At 46.2% G+C, this 19,387-nt stretch carries 11 protein-coding genes and 1 tRNA gene; 9 read left to right on the forward strand and 3 right to left on the reverse strand.

Annotated features, from left to right (window positions below; translation table 11 throughout):
* Positions 1-84: 84 nt before the first annotated feature.
* Together NFR56_RS09180 and NFR56_RS09185 are read right to left on the reverse strand one after the other, a co-directional pair.
* On the reverse strand, positions 85-843 hold the full coding sequence (locus NFR56_RS09180; RefSeq protein WP_251458692.1) for a hypothetical protein: 759 nt from the start codon (positions 841-843) through the stop codon (positions 85-87).
* Between the two features lie 144 nt (positions 844-987).
* Positions 988-1,058 (reverse strand) — tRNA-Cys (locus NFR56_RS09185).
* A 264-nt stretch (positions 1,059-1,322) separates the two neighbouring features.
* On the opposite strand from NFR56_RS09185, the gene rpsB reads away from it, so the two are divergent.
* Entirely contained in the window at positions 1,323-2,105 is a 783-nt protein-coding gene (rpsB, locus tag NFR56_RS09190; RefSeq protein ID WP_251458695.1) for a 30S ribosomal protein S2, read from the forward strand.
* Positions 2,106-2,187: 82 nt separating this feature from the next.
* Positions 2,188-3,228 (forward strand): translation elongation factor Ts, encoded by a 1,041-nt coding sequence (gene tsf / locus NFR56_RS09195; protein ID WP_003001949.1) that lies wholly within the window; start codon positions 2,188-2,190, stop codon positions 3,226-3,228.
* Between the two features lie 77 nt (positions 3,229-3,305).
* Here tsf and NFR56_RS09200 read toward each other — a convergent pair whose 3' ends face one another.
* On the reverse strand, positions 3,306-3,776 hold the full coding sequence (locus tag NFR56_RS09200; protein ID WP_251458711.1) for a COG2426 family protein: 471 nt from the start codon (positions 3,774-3,776) through the stop codon (positions 3,306-3,308).
* 173 nt (positions 3,777-3,949) lie between these two features.
* On the opposite strand from NFR56_RS09200, the gene NFR56_RS09205 reads away from it, so the two are divergent.
* The 7 genes from NFR56_RS09205 (at position 3,950) to NFR56_RS09235 (ending at position 19,308) form a co-directional block, all read left to right on the forward strand.
* Positions 3,950-4,471, forward strand: a complete 522-nt coding sequence (locus NFR56_RS09205; protein ID WP_251458698.1) for a Dps family protein — start codon at positions 3,950-3,952, stop codon at positions 4,469-4,471.
* A 215-nt stretch (positions 4,472-4,686) separates the two neighbouring features.
* A complete protein-coding gene (locus NFR56_RS09210) occupies positions 4,687-11,499 on the forward strand; it encodes an Ig-like domain-containing protein (RefSeq protein ID WP_251458700.1) in 6,813 nt (2,270 codons plus the stop codon).
* Between the two features lie 103 nt (positions 11,500-11,602).
* Positions 11,603-15,313, forward strand: coding sequence for an alpha-L-fucosidase (locus NFR56_RS09215; RefSeq protein ID WP_251458702.1), 3,711 nt, complete (start codon positions 11,603-11,605; stop codon positions 15,311-15,313).
* 217 nt (positions 15,314-15,530) lie between these two features.
* Positions 15,531-15,995, forward strand: a complete 465-nt coding sequence (locus tag NFR56_RS09220; RefSeq protein WP_251458704.1) for a CtsR family transcriptional regulator — start codon at positions 15,531-15,533, stop codon at positions 15,993-15,995.
* Complete coding sequence (locus tag NFR56_RS09225) at positions 15,996-18,425, forward strand: ATP-dependent Clp protease ATP-binding subunit (RefSeq protein ID WP_251458707.1); 2,430 nt, start codon at positions 15,996-15,998, stop codon at positions 18,423-18,425.
* Between the two features lie 9 nt (positions 18,426-18,434).
* Complete coding sequence (locus NFR56_RS09230; RefSeq protein WP_195423744.1) at positions 18,435-18,923, forward strand: ECF transporter S component; 489 nt, start codon at positions 18,435-18,437, stop codon at positions 18,921-18,923.
* A complete protein-coding gene (locus tag NFR56_RS09235) occupies positions 18,904-19,308 on the forward strand; it encodes a DUF4430 domain-containing protein (RefSeq protein ID WP_420910736.1) in 405 nt (134 codons plus the stop codon). Before NFR56_RS09230 ends, NFR56_RS09235 begins: the two co-directional genes overlap by 20 nt.
* Positions 19,309-19,387: the final 79 nt, after the last annotated feature.

A 19,387-nucleotide genomic window follows, 5' to 3' on the forward strand; every position in this document is an offset into this window, starting at 1 on the left:
CCCACTCAACCACTGCGTCTTGCTCGACAATCCAAAAATAATTGAGAGGCTAGGACTTTTGTCCCAGCCTCTTTTGATTGCTTGTTATTGATTTTTATCCAGGCCAGTGATCTTTTTTAACTGCTTGGTTTCTGCAGTAGACGTAACATTGAAGATCTTATTGCCTTGTGTAGAGAAGCTAGATTCATCTCCGTTGCTATCTTTATAGACATAGCTGGTCCCATTTTCTGAACGCATAATGGCATAAGGTTTTCCGAGACGTTCGAGGGCCGTTTTTGGTGTATCGGATTTGGAAATGCCGCCAGTAGACTGGTGGTTGGCATCGCCCCCTCTTAGTCGGAAGGTGATATCTGTTAACACATTATTGCGGAAGAAAGCCATGATATCGCCATTGTCTGTTGCCCATACATTGACTCCATCACCAGGATTCGCACTGTCTGTGCTACTTACGGGTTGACCAAAGGCTGCAACTACGTCATCGTAACTGCTTCTTTCTTTTGGCCCACCAACCTCTTGTCCATCTTCGGTTCTTAATACAAAACCGGTGGTAGGGTGGAGGTTCTTGAGCTTTTCGATCTCAGGAATGGATGCAGCTCCTGGCACATATTGGAGAGATGCGCCATCATCTGGATCCAAGCTGAAGCGGCCTGAAAAATCATCTGAGCTACTGCTGTCTGAAGAAGTGCTCGACGATTTACTAGATGATGTTTTGGTAGAAGATTGTTTGATCGGTTTTCTAGAGCTAGAAGCTGTTTTTGCTGGTTGCGCAGAATTGGCAGGTGAGCAAGCGGCTAGTGTCACTAGTGAAAGAAGGCCGATCGCAAAGAAACGAATGTTTTTCATAAATACCCTTTCTAATGTGCTTCGCCAATCAGGCGAGGTTTTATTATATCAATAATCAAGGAAAGGAGCAAATGGCAACAAAAAAAACCCCTATTGCTAGGGGAATTTTTAAAAGATAAAAGATGATAAAAAATTTTATTATCAAGGCGGTAGACGGATTTGAACCGACGATCAAGCTTTTGCAGAGCCGTGCCTTACCACTTGGCTATACCGCCATAACATATAATATTGTAACCTAAAAATAAAGATAGGTCAAGAAAAACTTTTTACGTCAAACAACTTTAGAAAACCATTTCATCGTAGGGATTGAAAAAATCTCTCAAATAGCTTGCGAATTCTAGGGATTTCTGCTATACTTATAGAGTTGTCTAAGACAGCAAATACTCATCTCGGATCCATTGTGGCACCGTTGCCCTTGTGGTCGTGCTGCAAGTTGACGTCTGAGAGAGGAGAAAAAAACAAAAAAGGAGAAACTACTCATGGCAGTAATTTCAATGAAACAACTTCTTGAGGCTGGTGTACACTTCGGTCACCAAACTCGTCGCTGGAACCCTAAGATGGCTAAGTACATCTTCACAGAACGTAACGGAATCCACGTGATCGACTTGCAACAAACTGTAAAATACGCAGACCAAGCATACGACTTCATGCGTGATGCAGCTGCAAATGATGCAGTGATCTTGTTCGTAGGTACTAAGAAACAAGCTGCTGATGCTGTTGCAGAAGAAGCTGTTCGTGCAGGTCAATACTTCATCAACCACCGTTGGTTGGGTGGAACTCTTACTAACTGGGGAACAATCCAAAAACGTATCGCTCGTTTGAAAGAAATCAAACGCATGGAAGAAGATGGAACTTTTGAAGTTCTTCCTAAGAAAGAAGTTGCATTGTTGAACAAACAACGCGCTCGTCTTGAAAAATTCTTGGGCGGTATCGAAGACATGCCTCGTATCCCAGACGTAATGTACGTTGTGGATCCACATAAAGAACAAATCGCTGTTAAAGAAGCTAAGAAATTGGGTATCCCAGTTGTAGCGATGGTCGACACAAACACTGACCCAGATGATATCGATGTTATCATCCCAGCGAACGATGACGCTATCCGCGCTGTTAAATTGATCACTGCGAAATTGGCTGACGCTGTTATCGAAGGACGTCAAGGTGAAGACAGTGTTGCTACAGTAGAAGCTGAATTGGCAGCTACTGAAGGTCAAGCTGATTCAATCGAAGAAATCGTTGAAGTTGTAGAAGGCGACAACGCTTAATTTCATTCAATAAGTAACGAACCTAAGAGGGCAGGGCTCAGCCCGACCCTCTTATTTTATTAAAAAATATAGGAGAACAAAAATGGCAGAAATTACAGCTAAGCTTGTAAAAGAATTGCGTGAAAAATCTGGTGCCGGTGTCATGGACGCTAAAAAGGCATTGGTTGAAGTTGAAGGTGATATCGAAAAAGCGATCGAATTGCTTCGCGAAAAAGGTATGGCTAAAGCAGCTAAGAAAGCTGACCGTGTTGCCGCTGAAGGTTTGACTGGTGTTTATGTCAATGGTAACGTTGCAGCAGTAGTTGAAGTAAACGCTGAAACTGACTTCGTTGCGAAAAACGCTCAATTCGTTGAATTGGTAAACGCAACAGCGAAAGTGATCGCTGAAGGTAAACCAGCTAACAACGAAGAAGCTCTTGCTTTGACAATGCCTTCAGGCGAAACTCTTGAAGCTGCATACGTATCTGCAACAGCTACAATCGGTGAAAAAATTTCATTCCGTCGTTTTGCCTTGCTTGAAAAAACAGATGCACAACACTTCGGTGCTTACCAACACAACGGTGGACGTATCGGTGTTATCTCTGTGATCGAAGGTGGAGACGAAGCACTTGCTAAACAAATTTCAATGCACATCGCTGCAATGAAACCAACTGTTCTTTCATACAAAGAATTGGATGAGCAATTCGTGAAAGATGAATTGGCACAATTGAACCACGTCATCGACCAAGATAACGAAAGCCGTGCAATGGTTGGCAAACCAGCTCTTCCACACTTGAAATTCGGTTCTAAAGCTCAATTGACTGACGAAGTGGTTGCTCAAGCTGAAGAAGATATCAAAGCTGAATTGGCAGCTGAAGGTAAACCAGAAAAAATCTGGGATAAAATCATCCCAGGTAAAATGGATCGCTTCTTCTTGGACAACACAAAAGTTGACCAAGCCTACACTCTCCTTGCACAAGTTTACATCATGGATGACAGCAAGACAGTTGAAGCTTACCTTGAATCAGTAAATGCTTCAGTTATCGAATTCGTTCGTTTTGAAGTTGGTGAAGGTATTGAAAAAGCTTCAAATGACTTTGAAGCAGAAGTTGCAGCTACAATGGCAGCAGCTCTTAACAACTAAGAATAAAAAAATAAGAGGTTTCGAAGGAAACCTCTTTTTTGTAAGTAAAAACTGAAGCAGATGCTTCAGTCTTTTGCTTAATGTGCGAAGGTATCAATTCCTAGAAGCAGGGACAGGGTTCCCATGATGAGGCCGGCTAGTATCACTCCGAGCATGACTGCGAGGCTACTGCGTTTGAAGTCCCAGTCAAGGATGGAAGCTGCAAGGGCTCCAGTCCAGGCACCAGTTCCCGGAAGAGGAATTCCCACAAAGAGCAATAAGGCCCAGAAGATTCCCTTGTCACCTGCAACTTTTTCCAGTTTCTGTCCGCCCTTATGGCCCTTGTTCAAACACCAGGTGAAGAAGGAGCCGATGACTGGTTTATCTGCGCCCCAAGCGAGAATATGACGGGCAAAGAAGAAGATTATAGGAATCGGAAGCATATTGCCAATAACCCCAATGGTGAGGGCCTGCCAGAGGGGAATTCCTCTTGAAATAGCGAAGGGAACAGCGCCACGAAGTTCCACGAGAGGAACCATAGAGATCAAAAATGTAAGAATGTATTTCATTAGAAAAGCCTTTCGATTAGTCTTCTTCATTCTATCGTATCTTCTATCAATTGACAACTATTCCAACTTTTTTTAAATTTATCTTTTTTTGAATCTTTTATCTTGACTTTCTTAATTAGAAGGATTATAATAAAGACATAATTAATTAGAATCATTATAAAAAGGAGAACAACATGACAATGATGAAACATGAAGCAGCTACTGATGTAGCAACTTTTGCACCTTCTAATAAAGAAAGTCTTCCAGAGACAAAAGCGCTCTTGAACCAAGTCGTAGCAGATCTCTACGTAGCTCACATTGCCCTCCACCAAGTACACTGGTATATGCGTGGACGTGGCTTTATGGTTTGGCATCCAAAAATGGACGAATACATGGACAGCTTGGATGCAACCTTGGATGAAGTGAGCGAACGCTTGATCACTCTTGGTGGGGCTCCTTATTCTAGCATGACTGAATTTTTGGAACACAGCAATATTGAAGAACGCCGTGGAGCATTTACAAAAAATGTAGAAGAAAGCTTGGCACGTGTTCTTGAAATCTTCCATTACCTTGATGGCCTTTACCAAAAAGCTTTGGATGTTACTGACGCTGAAGGCGACGATGTAACCAACGATATCTTTGTTGGGGCGAAAGCAGAACTTGAAAAGAACATTTGGATGGTGGCTGCTGAACTTGGTCAAGAACCAGGATTATAAGATCATAAAAAAATAGAAGCCGTTGGCTTCTATTTTTTTGGTTTGTAGGAGATTTCCACTAATTAAAGGAATTCTTAATCTAACTATAGTTGGAGCGAAATCGAGGCCTATCGCTTCTATTTTTTTGGTATAGTTAATATGTGATTTTCTGTAAGCGTTCGCAGGTATAAGAAAGCGCTTACAAATTGAATAGTTAATCCTAAGAGGAGGTTTTTATGGGAAAGTCTTTTTTTGAAAAGCGTCCTGTTTTTAGTATTCGTAAGCTCTCAGTTGGAGCTTGTTCTGTTGTGATTGGGATTTCTGCCTTGGGTCTTTCAAGGGTCCATGCGGAAGAAAAGCCAGCCCTCGAAAGTGAACCGACTTCGATGGAGACACCAAGTGTTGTAACGGAAAACTCAGAAACGGAAGTTCCTGAAGCTGGTGCAAGAGTTTCAGAAGCTCCAGCTGTCATCACCCCTACCAGAGCTGAGGAAAAGCCAGCCCCTCAAGGAGAGGGCCAGCCTGTTTCTACTTCATCTGAGCGTGCTACAGGAACGGAAGAAACTGCTGCTCCAGATCAAAATCGTGTAGCGGAGGATATTGTGCAAGATCGAGAACGTGATTTTAATAAAGATTGGTATTTTAAATTAAATGCAGCTCCTGGTGCAGAAGGGCGTCAAGTGGATGTCAAGGATTGGAAAAAATTAGATCTTCCTCATGACTGGTCTATTTTCTTTGATTTCGATCACAACTCTCCTGCTCAAAATGAGGGGGGTCAATTAAACGGAGGGGATGCTTGGTATCGTAAGACCTTCCGTTTGGACGACAAAGATCTAGATAAGAAGGTCCGCTTGGAATTTGGCGGGGTTTATATGGATTCCAAAGTCTATGTAAACGGACAATTCGTTGGTCATTATCCAAATGGCTACAATGCCTTTTCTTATGATATTACTCCTTATTTGAATGCGGATGGAAGCGAGAATACCATCGCCGTTCATGTGGTCAATCAACAACCAAGTAGCCGTTGGTATTCTGGTAGTGGGATTTACCGAGATGTTAAGCTGAGTGTAACGGACAAGGTTCATTTAGCGCAGTATGGGACAACGATTACGACCCCTCAGTTGGAAAAACAGAAAAATGGGGCAGTAGATACAGTGGTGAAGAGCCGCATTGTCAACCAAGATGATCAAGCTCATAGTATTTATGCGGAATATGAAATTGTCGATCAAAATGGCCAAGTGGTGAGCGAAAAAACGCGCAGTGAAGCACAAGCTGTTCTAGCAGGTCAAGAGATCAATCTATCTCAAACCCTCCATGTTGAAAAACCAACCCTCTGGGATGTGAAAACGGATCATCCAGCTCTCTATACCTTGTATACGCGGGTTTATCGGGATTCGCAGTTGGTCGATGTGCAAAAGGAACGCTTTGGTTATCGCTATCTCAACTGGACGCCAGAAGGTGGCTTCTTCCTCAATGGGGTGGCGACGAAATTCCACGGGGTATCCCTTCACCATGACCACGGGGCTCTTGGAGCTGAGGAAAATTACAAGGCTGAATACCGTCGTCTCAAACAGATGAAGGACATGGGAGTCAATGCCATCCGGACGACCCACAACCCAGCCAGTGAACAAACCTTAAAAATTGCTGCTGAGTTGGGCTTGATGGTCCAAGAAGAAGCTTTTGATACCTGGTATGGTGGCAAGAAACAATACGATTACGGTCGTTTCTTTGAAAAGGATGCCACTCACCCAGAAGCTCGTAAGGGGGATACTTGGTCCGATTACGATCTACGGACCATGGTAGAGCGGGGCAAGAACAATCCAGCCATTGTCATGTGGTCGATCGGTAATGAAGTCGGTGAAGCAGATGGTTCAGACAAATCTGTCGCAACCGTTCGTCGGTTGGTCAAGACCATCAAGGACGTGGATGCAACCCGCTATGTCACCATGGGAGCTGATAAATTCCGCTTTGGTGATGGATCAGGAGGCCATGAAAAGGTAGCAGCAGAGCTTGATGCGGTTGGATTTAACTATTCAGAAGCTAACTATGAAAGCTTACGGGCCAAACATCCAAACTGGCTCATTTATGGTTCTGAAACCTCTTCTGCAACGCGGACACGGGGCTCTTACTACCACCCTGAAAGAGAATGGGTCGGCAGCAACCAAGAAGACCGCCATTATGAACAATCAGACTACGGCAATGACCGGGTTGGTTGGGGTCGGACAGCGACCGCCTCTTGGACCTTTGACCGTGATCATGCCGGCTATGCAGGACAATTTATCTGGACTGGTACGGACTATATCGGTGAGCCAACCCCATGGCACAACCAAAATGATACACCTGTGAAAAGTTCTTATTTCGGTATTGTCGATACGGCCGGCCTTCCAAAGAATGATTTTTACCTTTACCAAAGTCAATGGGTATCGGCTGAGAAACATCCAATGGTGCATCTCTTACCACATTGGAACTGGGACAATCCAGAATTAGCCAATCGTGTCATGGATGAAGAAGGACGGATCCCTGTTCGAACCTTCTCCAATGCCCACAGTGTGGAACTGATTGTCAATGGGGAATCACAAGGAGTCAAGACCTTTACCAAGAAGACCACAGCTGATGGCCGGACTTACCAAGAAGGGGCAAATCCGGATGAACTCTATCTAGAGTGGTTGGTCCCTTATGTACCCGGCAAAGTGGAAGCTATTGCGCGCAACGAAGCAGGAGAAGTGATCGCGAAAGATCAAGTCGAAACAGCCGGCAAGCCTGCGAGTGTTCGTTTGTTGAAAGAAGAACACGCGATTGCAGCGGACGGTAAGGATTTGACCTATATTACCTACGAAATCGTCGATGAAGAAGGTCGTGTCGTGCCAACTGCCAATAATTTGGTGCATTTCCATTTGCATGGACAAGGCCAAATTGTCGGTGTCGATAATGGGGAACAAGCCAGCCGTGAACGCTACAAAGCGCAGGAAGATGGCTCATGGCAACGCAAAGCCTTCAATGGCAAAGGGGTTGTGATTGTCAAATCAACTGAGCAGGCGGGAGCCTTTACTCTGTATGCAGACTCAGATCGCTTGCAATCAGACCAAGTCAGCCTCTTTACAGGTAAGAAGGACCAAGCAGAACGCACTGTATTAGGCGTGGAACCTGTTCGACAAAGTGCTTATCTAGGAGAAAAACCAACCTTGCCAAGTAAGGTCAATGTGGTCTATAGTGATGGCAAGGCCCAAGAAGAAGCCGTTGAATGGGATGCGGCAGACTATAGCCGTGCTGGCCAAGTCCGTGTGACAGGTCATGTTCAAGGACGCACGGTCGAAGCTCTGGTCGATGTGATCGGCGTGGAACAAGTCCTTCCAGTCATCAAACAAATCCCACAGGGAGCAGATCTAGCGACGGTGGATAAGGCTGTGCAATTAGTCTTCACCGATGGGACCACTGCCCACTATGAGGTCGATCAATGGACCTTGGAAGCTGGTCAAGAAGATCAGTTGTCCACACCAGGAGCACGCTTGAAAGCGACAGGACTCCTAGGCAATGGGGAAACGGTCCAAGCGACACTAGTGGTTGCAGGAGGAGATGTAGCCAAGGCTAAGAAACCAACGGTTCAGCTAGATGGAGTAGCTCTTCCAAAATTTGGTAGTGGCAACCATACCATTTTCCGTTCCCTCGCTTATGGTCAAGAGCCAGGTCAAGTCACAGCAAGTGCAGAAAATGCTCAAGTGACGGTCCTACAAGCTAATCGCGAAAATGGTTTGAAGGCTCAAATCTTTGTAACTGCTAAGGATACAGGAGCTGTACAGACCTATGTGGTCCAATTCCAAGAAGAAAGTCCACAGATCGAGCGCCTAGAATTGCGTCTGCCAGAAGGGCAAGAACTCAAGGAAGACCAAACGGTACCACTTGAAGTCATTGCCCATTACCAAGATGGTAGCCAGGCAAGTCTCAAAGCAGATCAAATCGATGTAAAAACAAGAGCTGGTAGCCAAGGAAAAGCCGTCGCAACCAATAAAGGTTTGGAATTGCGAGAAGCAGGATTGGTTCATTTAGAAGCTAACTTCCAAGGACAAACAGGGGAAGTCAGCTTTACCATCACGCCAAATCCAGAAGAAAAGACAGTTGTCAAGGTGCGTCCTGTACGGATCAGCACCGATCGAAACGTTTTGCCAGCTCTTCCAGAGACAGTCTTGGTCGAGTATGACAAGGGATTCCCGAAAGAAAAACGTGTGACCTGGGATGCCGTGACAGCAGATCAAGTCAAGTATTATCATAGCTTTACAGTCACCGGTCATGTAGAAGGTGTGGAAAAAGAAGCACAAGCTCAAGTGACGGTTGAAGGCATTATCGCTGTAGAAGAAGTCAGTACCACCACTCCAGTCGGCGAAAAACCAGCTCTTCCAGAAAGCGTGCGGACCTATCACTCTAATGGTAAGACCTATACAGCTAAGGTGGCCTGGGATGCGATCGATCCGCAACTCTTGGCCAAAGAAGGAGAAGTTGTCCTAGCCGGTCGTGTAGAAGGAACGGATCTTCCAACACGTCTTCATATTCGTGTTTCCGCAAACACAGTCAAGGGGGCCAATGTAGCAGAGCAATGGACAGGATCAGTCTTGCCACTCGCTTTTGCAAGTGACTCTAACGATGCGGATCCAGTTGCTAAGGTCAATGATAAGGTCATCTCCTTTACCGATGCTCCAGCTAACCGTTGGACCAACTGGGGCCGTGACAATGCGGAAGATTCTGTTGGTATCTTGTTTGGGGATTCTGGTATCTTGACCAAGCGAGCAGTGGACAACCTCCATGTTGGTTTCCACGAAGACCACGGCGTTGGCGCTCCAAGTGAATATGTGATTGAGTACTATACAGGGGAACAAATCCCAACTGTTCCAAGCAATCCAAATCGTGTTAAAGACGAAACAGACCATCCATTTAACAATCCAGCCAACTGGAAAGAAGTCAGCAACCTAACCGTTGAAGAACCGGTAGCAGCTGGCAAGATGAATCATTTCAGTTTTGATAAAGTCGACACCTATGCCGTTCGGATCCGCATGAAGACACCAGAAGGCAAACGTGGTAGCTCTATTTCAGAGATTCAGGTATTTGCCAATAAGGTTGCGGCAGAAGAAAAGAGCCAGGTGACCATTCGTGTCAACGGTGAGGTTTTACCAGGAGTTAATCCAAGTGTGACCGATTACTACATCGATGCGCGTGATCGGGCTTATCCACAAGTGGAAGCGACAGCTAGCCATCACGGTCTTGCAACGGTTGTGCCAAGCGTCCATGAAGGTGAGCCAATCCGTGTCGTCCATAAAGCGGAAGATGGTACTATCTTACAAGAATACCGCCTCCATCTCACAAGTGATGCAGAAAAACTGAAACAAGCTACCCCAGTAGCAGTAGAAGCAGGCAGACGTTTTGTGAAAGTCGGTCAAGATCTGGTTCTACCATCTACAGTAGGTGTCTACTTCAAAGGGGACACAGGTTATGAACGCAAGGAACTGACGGTGGACTGGCAGGCTATCCCAGCTGATGCACTTTCTCATGAAGGCAGCTTCACGTTAGAAGGAAAGGTCCTCGGTTATGATCTGACAGCTCAGCTGACCGTCCGGGTGTCAGAAAAGACAGGAGAAATCCTCTCTGTGAACCGTGACTACAATGCAGAGGATACCAGAGCATTTGCTAGTGAAACCAACGATCTCGATCCAAATCAAATCGACTATATCGATTACATCAATGATGGTGGCTACAACGAGTACTACCGTTGGACCAACTGGAAGAGAGAGCCGGATCAAACAGAAGCCTTTGCTGGTCTCATCTTCAAGAAAAATGGCCAGGTAACAGAGCGATTGGTCAATAAAGTAGCGGTCGACTTCTTTGCAGATCAGGAAACAGGTCTGCCAACGAAAACGGTTCTTGAACGCTACATTGGTCCAGACTTTGATGTTCCGGATGATTATGGCAATCTGAAGAATCTTCCAGATCATCCATTTAACCAGGCCTCTAACTGGGAAGAAATCCCGTATAGCTTGGATTATGCCTTTGAACCGGGCTATATCTCTAACCTCAGCTTCAACGAAACCAGAACCAAAGCCATCCGTTTAAGAATGGTCCGTGATGAAAATCTAAAAGGAATTGGAATCGTTGAATTGAGCGCCTATGCTCCAACAGAAGAGGCCCAGGCAACAACTGATGTTACGATCCAAGTGAATGGCAAAGACCTAGAAGGTTTTAAACCAGATGTGACAGATTATCATCTAGAGTATGAGGGAGACCGTCCAATCGTTTCAGCACAAGGCAAGAATGGGACAGCCGTTACAGTCGTGGATGCTAAAAGTGGCAATGCTCCGATTCTTGTCAAGGTTGTGTCAGAAGATGGCAAGCTCGAAAAAGTATATCAACTTTCTCTCTCCGCAAAAGCACCTACAGGCTCAGCCATTCCTGAAGAAGGGGTTAAGAATCTGGTTCATACCAAACCAGAGTTGGTGATTGAGCCAGAAGAGATGGACTTTGAACGCTTAGAACGTCCAAATGCGGATCTTCCAAAAGGTGAGAAACGTGTGGTTCAAGAAGGTCAAAAAGGCCGCAAATTGCGCTTGGTGGAAGTTTCTCAAGAAAATGGTGTGGAAAGCCGGAAGGAACTAGATGCCTTTGTAGAACTAGATCCAGTGGCAGAGATCACAGAGGTGGGCACGAAAGAGGTACTTCCAGACACTCCACAACCAGAGCCACAGCCACAGCCGCAACCGCAGCCAGAACCACAACCGCTTCCGAACCCAGAGCGCCCTCATGGCTCAGAAGGACCAGTAGCTATCGCAACTCCTCAAGCATCTCTTGAGGTCAAAGCGGTGCGCCAGGAAGGGATAGATGCAGCAGGGAAGGAAGTCGAGAAAGAAACTCAAACACCAGCAGTTTCAGCTGCTCCAGTTTCCGAAGGTAGATTACCAAATACAGGAACGGAAGAAAGCGTCGCAAGCCTCGTTGCTGGAATCCTAGCGGCAGGCCTTGCCAGTGCTGTGCTGGACGATCAGAAAAAAAGAGCCAAAAAGGCCAAGTAAAACAGCTAGAGAAACTAGCAAAAAACGGTGAAAAGTTCACAGGTAAAGGAAGGAGGATGGGGAGGCCCCACCCTCTTTACCTGGTGACATAAAGGAATAGAATATGGGAAAAAGATTAGTTGATCAGAGAAATCGATTTGGCATTCGTAAACTCTCAGTAGGTGTCTGCTCGGTAGTCGTAGCGACTTGTTTTTTAGGAACTACTACCAGTTACGCAGAGGAACAAGCTGAGAATAATGAACCGCGTGAAGAACGGGTTGAAACAAGCAATGCAGGAGATCAAGGAAAGGAGGAGAAAACTGTGAACGAGCACCAAGAAGAATCAGAACAGCCCTCAGCAGCTACTAGTGAGAAAGAAAATCGCACAGTCAGTCAAGGGACAGAAGCAAGCCAACCAGCCACTTCTCTAAACGAGGAGACTGAGATTGCGGATTACGGACCACTTCCAAGCAAGGCTCAGATGCAATACCACCGCGAAGAACTAGCAGCTTTCATCCACTTTGGGATGAATACCTACTACGATCGTGAGTGGGGAGATGGGCAAGAAGATCCTTATTATTTCTATCCAGAGCATCTGGATACCGATCAGTGGATCAAAACCCTGAAAGATGCTGGCTTTAAACGGACGATCATGGTCGTCAAGCACCACGATGGCTTTCTCTTGTACCCTTCCAAATACACCGACCATACCATTGCCAAAAGTGGTTGGAAGGAGGGAAAAGGTGATGTCCTAGCCGAGGTTTCTGCTTCTGCCAGCAAGTATGATATGGACATGGGAGTCTATCTCTCTCCTTGGGATGCCCACAGCCCGCTCTACCATGTGGATACAGAGGACCAATACAATGAATACTATCTCAACCAGCTTAAGGAAATCCTTGAAGATCCAAAATATGGGAACAAGGGTAAGTTCGTAGAAGTCTGGATGGATGGAGCGCGTGGCGATGGGGCTCAAAAAGTCACCTATACCTTTGACAAGTGGTTTGAAGCCATTCGCAAGGCCCAAGGGGATATTGCCATCTTCTCAGCTGAGCCGACCAATGTTCGTTGGATTGGAAATGAAAAGGGGATTGCTGGAGATCCGGTTTGGCAAAAGGTCAATCCAGATAAGATCCGCAACAATCCATCCAACAGCTACCTCAATCACGGGGATCCGGAAGGGAAGCAATACTCAGTGGGAGAAGCCGATGTTTCTATTCGCTCCGGCTGGTTCTACCATGACAATCAAGAGCCTAAGTCCTTGCGCGAATTGATGGACATTTACTTCAAATCGGTCGGCCGTGGCACTCCGCTTCTGCTTAATATTCCACCCAATCAAGACGGAAAATTTGCGGAGGCCGATGTGGCCCGTTTGAAAGAATTCCGCCAGACCTTGGACCAACTCTACAGTGTGAACTATGCGGCAGGAGCTTTGGTAGAAGCTGACTCGACACGGCGCAATCCTCTCTACAAGGCCAGCCATTTGACAGATGGCGATGAAAAGACCAGTTGGGCACCTGCAGATGATGCCAAAACCGGCTCTTTTGTCCTTGATCTTGGAAAAGAGCAACACTTTGATGTGGTAGAGCTCAAAGAAACCATCGAGAAAGGCCAACGGATTTCTGGTTTCACCATTGATGTGGCAGTGAATGGGCAATGGGTTCCTTATGGGGCTGGCTCAACCGTAGGGTATCGCCGTTTGATCAAAGGGCAACCAGTTGATAGTCGCTATATCCGGGTGTCCATCACTGATACCCAAGCCACTCCAATCTTGAACGGTGTCTCTGTCTATAAGACACCAGCCAGCATTGAAGAAACCGATGGCTATCCGCTTGGTTTGACTTATCATTCTGACCGGACAGCTGAGCGGGCCAATGGCCAATGGAATGAAGAGGGAGAAGGTGTTCGAGGCACCTCTATGTGGACTAAGGAAAAGGGAGCTTCGGTGACCTATCAATTTGAAGGCACCAAGGCCTATGTCGTCGCAACCGTCGACCCTGGTCATGGGGAAATGGATGTCTATGTCGATGGCCAAAAGCTAGCGACGGTCAATACCCAAAGTCCAAGCCGCAAACGCAGCCAAAAGGTCTATGAAACACCGGACTTGGCAGCAGGATCTCATACCTTGACCTTAGTCAATAGCAAGGGAGATGCGATCGCAACGGAAGGGATTTATGCTCTCAATAACCAAGAAAAGGGGCTCTTTGAATTTGCTCAGCCAACCCTAGCTGTTAAGAAAGGCGACCCAGCGCAAATCGTCGTCAAGAGAAAAGGTGGCTCTAAAGGAAGTGCCAGTCTGAAATTAATCACAGAACCAGGAACAGGGGTTCATGGCAAGGTCTATAAAGATACCAACGTCACCCTTGAGTTCGCAGATGGCGAGACAGAAAAAACAGTCCAAGTTCCAACCCTTGATTTTGCGGGAAAAGCAACCGACGTCTATGACTTTAAGGTCAAATTGCTCCATCCGGATCAAGGAAGCTTGGTCGGCTTTATTCCAGAACTGACAGTCCAAGTGATGAATGAAGACCAGTTGCCAGAAAATCGCAAAGAAGTGGATGACCAAGATCCGAAACTGCATTACAGTGAGGGTTGGCACCATGAGACGGACAACAAAGACTTTTCAAATGGCACAGAATCTTGGTCGAGCTTTAACCAAGTGACCGATGAGGAAGGCAAGAAACACATTGAAGTGACCATTACCTTTAAGGGCACCGGCGTGGAGGTCCGAGGAGTGGTCGATCCAAGTCATGGTCTCTACAGCGTCACCCTAGATGGAAAAGAAATGGCCTTCGAAGAAGGTCGTGGCCATGATTATGAGATCGACGGCGATCATTATTTCAGTGGCTATGGAGACCAACGCAAGCTCGACCAGAGTTTGGTCAATCTACAAGGTCTAGCAAAAGGCTACCACCAGCTACGCTTGCACTTAGATCCAGCCCTCAATGATCCTCAGTCATCTCGAGCCATCCAGGTAGACCGATTTATCCTCTCAGGGAAAGATAGTCAGTTGCTCAGTCAAGAAGAGCTGCAACAGATCATCAGAGAAGGAGTAGAAAAGATCAAGGCTACTTCTCTGGATCGCTTGAAAGCAGACCTCAAACCGACGGTTCAAGGACAATTGACGGACTTGACTCAGTTGTTGGATCAAGAGCGCCCAGATTTGGTTGCTGCAGCTAATCAAGTGGAAGCCCTTGAAACCATCTTAGAAGATACTCACAATTATGAACCCCTGACGCAGACACGACCAGAAGAAGGTGTTCGGGATTTGATTCTTGAAAAACCAGAACTTCTCATCGAAGCGGAGGAGATTCCATTTGAGAGTCAAACACGTGAGAACAAGGACTTGGCCAAAGGCGAAAGCCGAATCCTTCAAGCAGGGAAGGTGGGACGCCGCTTGAAATTGATCGAGGTTCGACAAGAAGAAGGCAAAGAAATTCGGACAGAAGTCGATGTCTTTGTCGAAGTGGATGCCCAGGACCAGATTACGGAAGTCGGGACGAAGGAAGCGGAAGCAAGTCCGTTGATAGCTGATATGCCGACTCCAACAACACCTGTAACTCCAAGTAAGGAGCAACCAGAAGTTGCGACTCTTTCTCAAGCAGAAGACAAAAGAGAAAAAGAAAGACCAGTTTTCTTCCAACCGAAAACCCCAGAAGCAGTTTCTGTTTTGACTTCAGACCATTCGGAAAAAGAAGTTGTTGAAAGTCCTTCTCTACCATCGGAAGGAAAACTACCTCAAACCGGTACAAAAGAAGGTGGTTTCTTTGCTTGGTTAGGCCTTCTTGGTCTAGGTTTCTTGGGCGGAGGCGCCAAATTCGCTCGTCGCAAAGAGTAGTTCATTCTTTGCATAAGAGGTTAGTTCTCGCTAGCCTCTTTTGCTTTGTATTCTTAAGAGATTCCTGTTTCCATAGAGTCTTTGCTTTATTTACAGCCGTAAAAATTGTATAATAGTCAAATAAGGTCAATGATGAGAAGGAACACTCGAAGGCCATTTTTTATGGGCCAAAGAGCAGAGCATCCATCTAGAAAAAAACAAGTCAGAAAGGAGCATCATGGCAAATAAGAACACATCTGATAGCATTGAAGCTTATATCAAGGCCTTGCTGGCTCAAGCTGGCATGGCAGAGCTCAAAAGAAGTGAGTTAGCCGATGTCTTTCAGGTCGTACCCAGTCAGATTAACTATGTCATTAAGACTCGTTTTACCGAGAGCAGAGGCTATATTGTAGAGAGCAAGCGCGGTGGCGGGGGCTATATCCGCATTGGCAAGGTCCAGTTTTCAGATCACCATCAGATGCTCCAAGACTTGGCAGCCAATATTGGAGAGACCATCAGCCAGCAGGTCTTCAATGATATCCTCCAGATGCTCTATGAAGAAAAATTATTGACACAACGTGAGGCTCAGCTGTTGCTTGCGATGACTTCCGATGAGGTCCTAGGTCGAGATGCCCTCATCCTACGAGCAAGTATGCTGAAAAAAATCATTCAACAAGTAGATAGAAAAGGAAATACCGACTAGATGAACTATTCAACAGCACTGTTAGAAAGTATAGAAGCGGCCCAAATACTAGCAGGCCACTATCAGGGGCATACCTTAGATACTTGGCATCTCCTGACGGCTATGGCCAATAATCCCTATAGCGTAGCAGGTTCTGTACTGAACGATTATCCTATGCAGATCGATGAGTTTCAGGATGCAGCGGAGCATATTACAGGCCAAGCTTTTCAAAGCGACAATCGGTATGAAATCTTCCCATTTTCTTATCGGATGGAAGTGATTATGAAACACGCAAGAGAGATTGCCCAGGTCCTTCATGCCAAGACCTTGGGAACAGAGCATGTGCTCCTCTCTCTTCTAGCAGACCGTGGGACCTTGGCGAGCCAAGTTATGGAGTTTGCCGGCTTTGCCTTTACAGAGCAAGACAAGGGAGTTCCTATTGCCTCCCTTCGCAAGAATTTAGAAGACAAGGCAGGCTGGGACAAGAATGATATCAAAGCCATTCGGAGTCTCTATCGGGCCCAAAACCCTAACCGCCAAACCATGGGAAATATGATGGGCATGCCCCCGAGCACCAGTGGAGGTCTTGAAGATTATACCCGTGATTTGACAGAAATGGCGCGTGCAGGCCAGCTTGAGCCTGTGATCGGCCGGGATGCAGAGATTTCACGCATGATCCAAATCCTCAGCCGCAAGACGAAGAACAATCCTGTATTGGTGGGAGAAGCAGGGGTCGGAAAAACCGCTCTTGCATTAGGTCTGGCCCAGCGGGTCGCTAGTGGCAATGTTCCAGCTGAAATCGCGCAAATGCGTGTCTTAGAATTGGATCTCATGAATGTCGTTGCAGGGACGCGCTTCCGTGGGGACTTCGAAGAGCGGATGAACAATATCATCCAGGACATCGAAGAAGACGGTCACGTGATTCTCTTTATCGATGAACTGCATACTATTATGGGGTCAGGATCCGGTATTGATTCGACCTTAGACGCAGCCAATATTCTAAAACCAGCCCTGGCACGGGGAACCTTGCGTACAGTTGGAGCAACGACTCAAGATGAGTACCAAAAGCATATCGAAAAAGATGCAGCCCTTTCTCGGCGTTTTGCGAAAGTCACCATTGAAGAGCCAAGTGTTGCAGATAGCATCCAAATTCTCCAAGGCTTGAAAGAAACCTACCAGGACCACCATCATGTGACCATTACCGATGAAGCGATCGAAACAGCTGTCAAATATGCCCACCGCTATTTGACCAGCCGTCAATTGCCAGATTCAGCCATTGATCTCTTGGATGAAGCGGCAGCTACCGTACAAAACCGCGATTCCAACGGTCACGTAAAAGAAGAGTTGACCGCCTTGGATCGGGCCTTGATGGATGGAAAGTGGAAGAAAGCAGCCCAACTCCTAGAAGTAGAGGCTGCTCCCGTTGTCTACAAAAAAGAAGTCACTGACCAAGATGTCTTGGTGACTTTGAGCCAATTATCTGGTATTCCAACTCAAAAACTGACTCAAACCGATGCCAAGAAGTACCTCAACTTAGAAACAGAATTGCACAAGCGCGTGATTGGTCAAGACCAAGCCGTTTCGAGTATCAGTCGGGCTATTCGACGCAATCAATCAGGTATCCGTAGCAACAAGCGTCCGATCGGTTCTTTCATGTTCCTAGGACCTACCGGTGTCGGAAAAACAGAGCTAGCCAAAGCTTTGGCGGAAGTTCTGTTTGATGATGAATCGGCCCTCATCCGTTTTGATATGAGTGAGTACATGGAAAAATTCGCAGCCAGCCGCCTCAACGGAGCCCCTCCAGGCTATGTGGGCTACGAAGAAGGAGGCGAGTTGACAGAGAAAGTCCGCAACAAACCATATTCAGTTCTCTTATTTGATGAGGTGGAAAAAGCCCATCCAGATATTTTCAATGTCCTTTTGCAAGTCTTGGATGACGGAGTCTTAACCGATAGCAAAGGCCGGAAGATCGACTTCTCCAATACCATTATCATCATGACCTCAAACCTGGGAGCAACAGCCCTTCGGGATGATAAGACAGTTGGCTTTGGTGCTAAAGATATCCGCTTTGACCAAGCCAATATGGAAAAACGCATGTTTGAAGAGTTGAAGAAGACCTATCGTCCAGAGTTTATCAACCGGATTGATGAAAAGGTGGTCTTCCATAGTCTCTCAAGCGAGGACATGCAGCAGGTGGTGAAAGTCATGGTCAAACCGCTCATCGCGACCTTGGCAGAACAAGGCATGACCCTCAAATTCCAGCCTTCAGCGCTCAAGTTGCTAGCAACCAAAGGCTACGATCCAGAAATGGGAGCTCGCCCACTGCGTCGTGTCTTGCAGACCGAAGTGGAAGATCAACTAGCAGAGCTATTGCTGAAAGGGCAAGCCCAAGAAGGGCAAACGATCAAGGTTGGAACGACAGCCGGAACGATCAAGTTCGAGATTGTATAGGAGGACGTCATGACGCTTCAGCGATTGACCCGTATTTCGCTTTTGGCGGCCCTTTGTGTCGCCCTACGTCAGGCTTTTGCACCTTTTCCAAATGTCCAACCTATCTCTGCCATCTTTTTTCTCTTGGTGATATTTGAAGGGTATAGCTTTGCTTTTCTTGTGATGATGATCACCATGTTTGTCTCCGCCTTTTTCCTGGGGATGAGCCTGATTGTGTTCTTTCAGATTGTCGCCTTTGGCTGCTTGATGCTCCTTTGGCATATCAGTTACAAGTGGTTGCCCTTTATCCTTCAGATCCTTTTTGTGGGGCTACTGTCCTTTGCTTATGGGGTCTTGATCGATAGTGTTTATGCCTTGATTTACCATATTCCTTGGTGGACCTATGCTTTGGTCAATGGTTTTAGTTTTAACCTGGCCCATGCTTTATCAACGATCGCTTTTTATCCCATTATCTATCATATCTTTAGGAGATTTTATGTTGAAAAAAATCATTTCTAGCTTGACGACCTTGCTTGCAGCTCTTCTTTTAGTGAGTTGCACTCCGTCTCATAGCACAAACAATCAAACAACTGCTTCTAGCACAGAAGCTGCCAAGAAAAATGAAATTTCGATTACAGTAAGTGTGACGCCAGAAGGTCAAGAAGCGCAATCAAAAACCTTGAAAGTAGCAGAAGATAGCAATCTTATGAAAGTGCTCAAAGCCAACTACAAGATTGAAGAAAAAAATGGCATGATCACCTCGATTGATGGTCATAGCCAAGATGAAGCCAAAGGTCTTTACTGGATGTACAAGATCAATGGCGAAATGGCTCCAAAAGGTGCTGCTGAAACCACCGTTAAAAAAGGAGACAAGATCGAATTCTATCAAGAAGTGTATAAATAATGAGAAGAGAGTGGGACAGAAATCGGTAATTCGTTAGAATTCGATTTCGTCGTCCCACCTCCGCACAGTTGAGTAGGGC

It is taken from the genome of Streptococcus caecimuris (genome assembly GCF_943193075.1).
Lineage (GTDB): Bacteria > Bacillota > Bacilli > Lactobacillales > Streptococcaceae > Streptococcus > Streptococcus caecimuris.

Excerpts from the sequence above, each read along its gene's own strand:
- NFR56_RS09180 (WP_251458692.1), bottom strand. The coding sequence starts at position 843 with ATGAAAAACATTCGTTTCTTTGCGATCGGCCTTCTTTCACTAGTGACA.
- rpsB (WP_251458695.1), top strand. The coding sequence starts at position 1,323 with ATGGCAGTAATTTCAATGAAACAACTTCTTGAGGCTGGTGTACACTTC.
- tsf (WP_003001949.1), top strand. The coding sequence starts at position 2,188 with ATGGCAGAAATTACAGCTAAGCTTGTAAAAGAATTGCGTGAAAAATCT.
- NFR56_RS09200 (WP_251458711.1), bottom strand. The coding sequence starts at position 3,776 with ATGAAATACATTCTTACATTTTTGATCTCTATGGTTCCTCTCGTGGAA.
- NFR56_RS09205 (WP_251458698.1), top strand. The coding sequence starts at position 3,950 with ATGACAATGATGAAACATGAAGCAGCTACTGATGTAGCAACTTTTGCA.
- NFR56_RS09210 (WP_251458700.1), top strand. The coding sequence starts at position 4,687 with ATGGGAAAGTCTTTTTTTGAAAAGCGTCCTGTTTTTAGTATTCGTAAG.
- NFR56_RS09215 (WP_251458702.1), top strand. The coding sequence starts at position 11,603 with ATGGGAAAAAGATTAGTTGATCAGAGAAATCGATTTGGCATTCGTAAA.
- NFR56_RS09220 (WP_251458704.1), top strand. The coding sequence starts at position 15,531 with ATGGCAAATAAGAACACATCTGATAGCATTGAAGCTTATATCAAGGCC.
- NFR56_RS09225 (WP_251458707.1), top strand. The coding sequence starts at position 15,996 with ATGAACTATTCAACAGCACTGTTAGAAAGTATAGAAGCGGCCCAAATA.
- NFR56_RS09230 (WP_195423744.1), top strand. The coding sequence starts at position 18,435 with ATGACGCTTCAGCGATTGACCCGTATTTCGCTTTTGGCGGCCCTTTGT.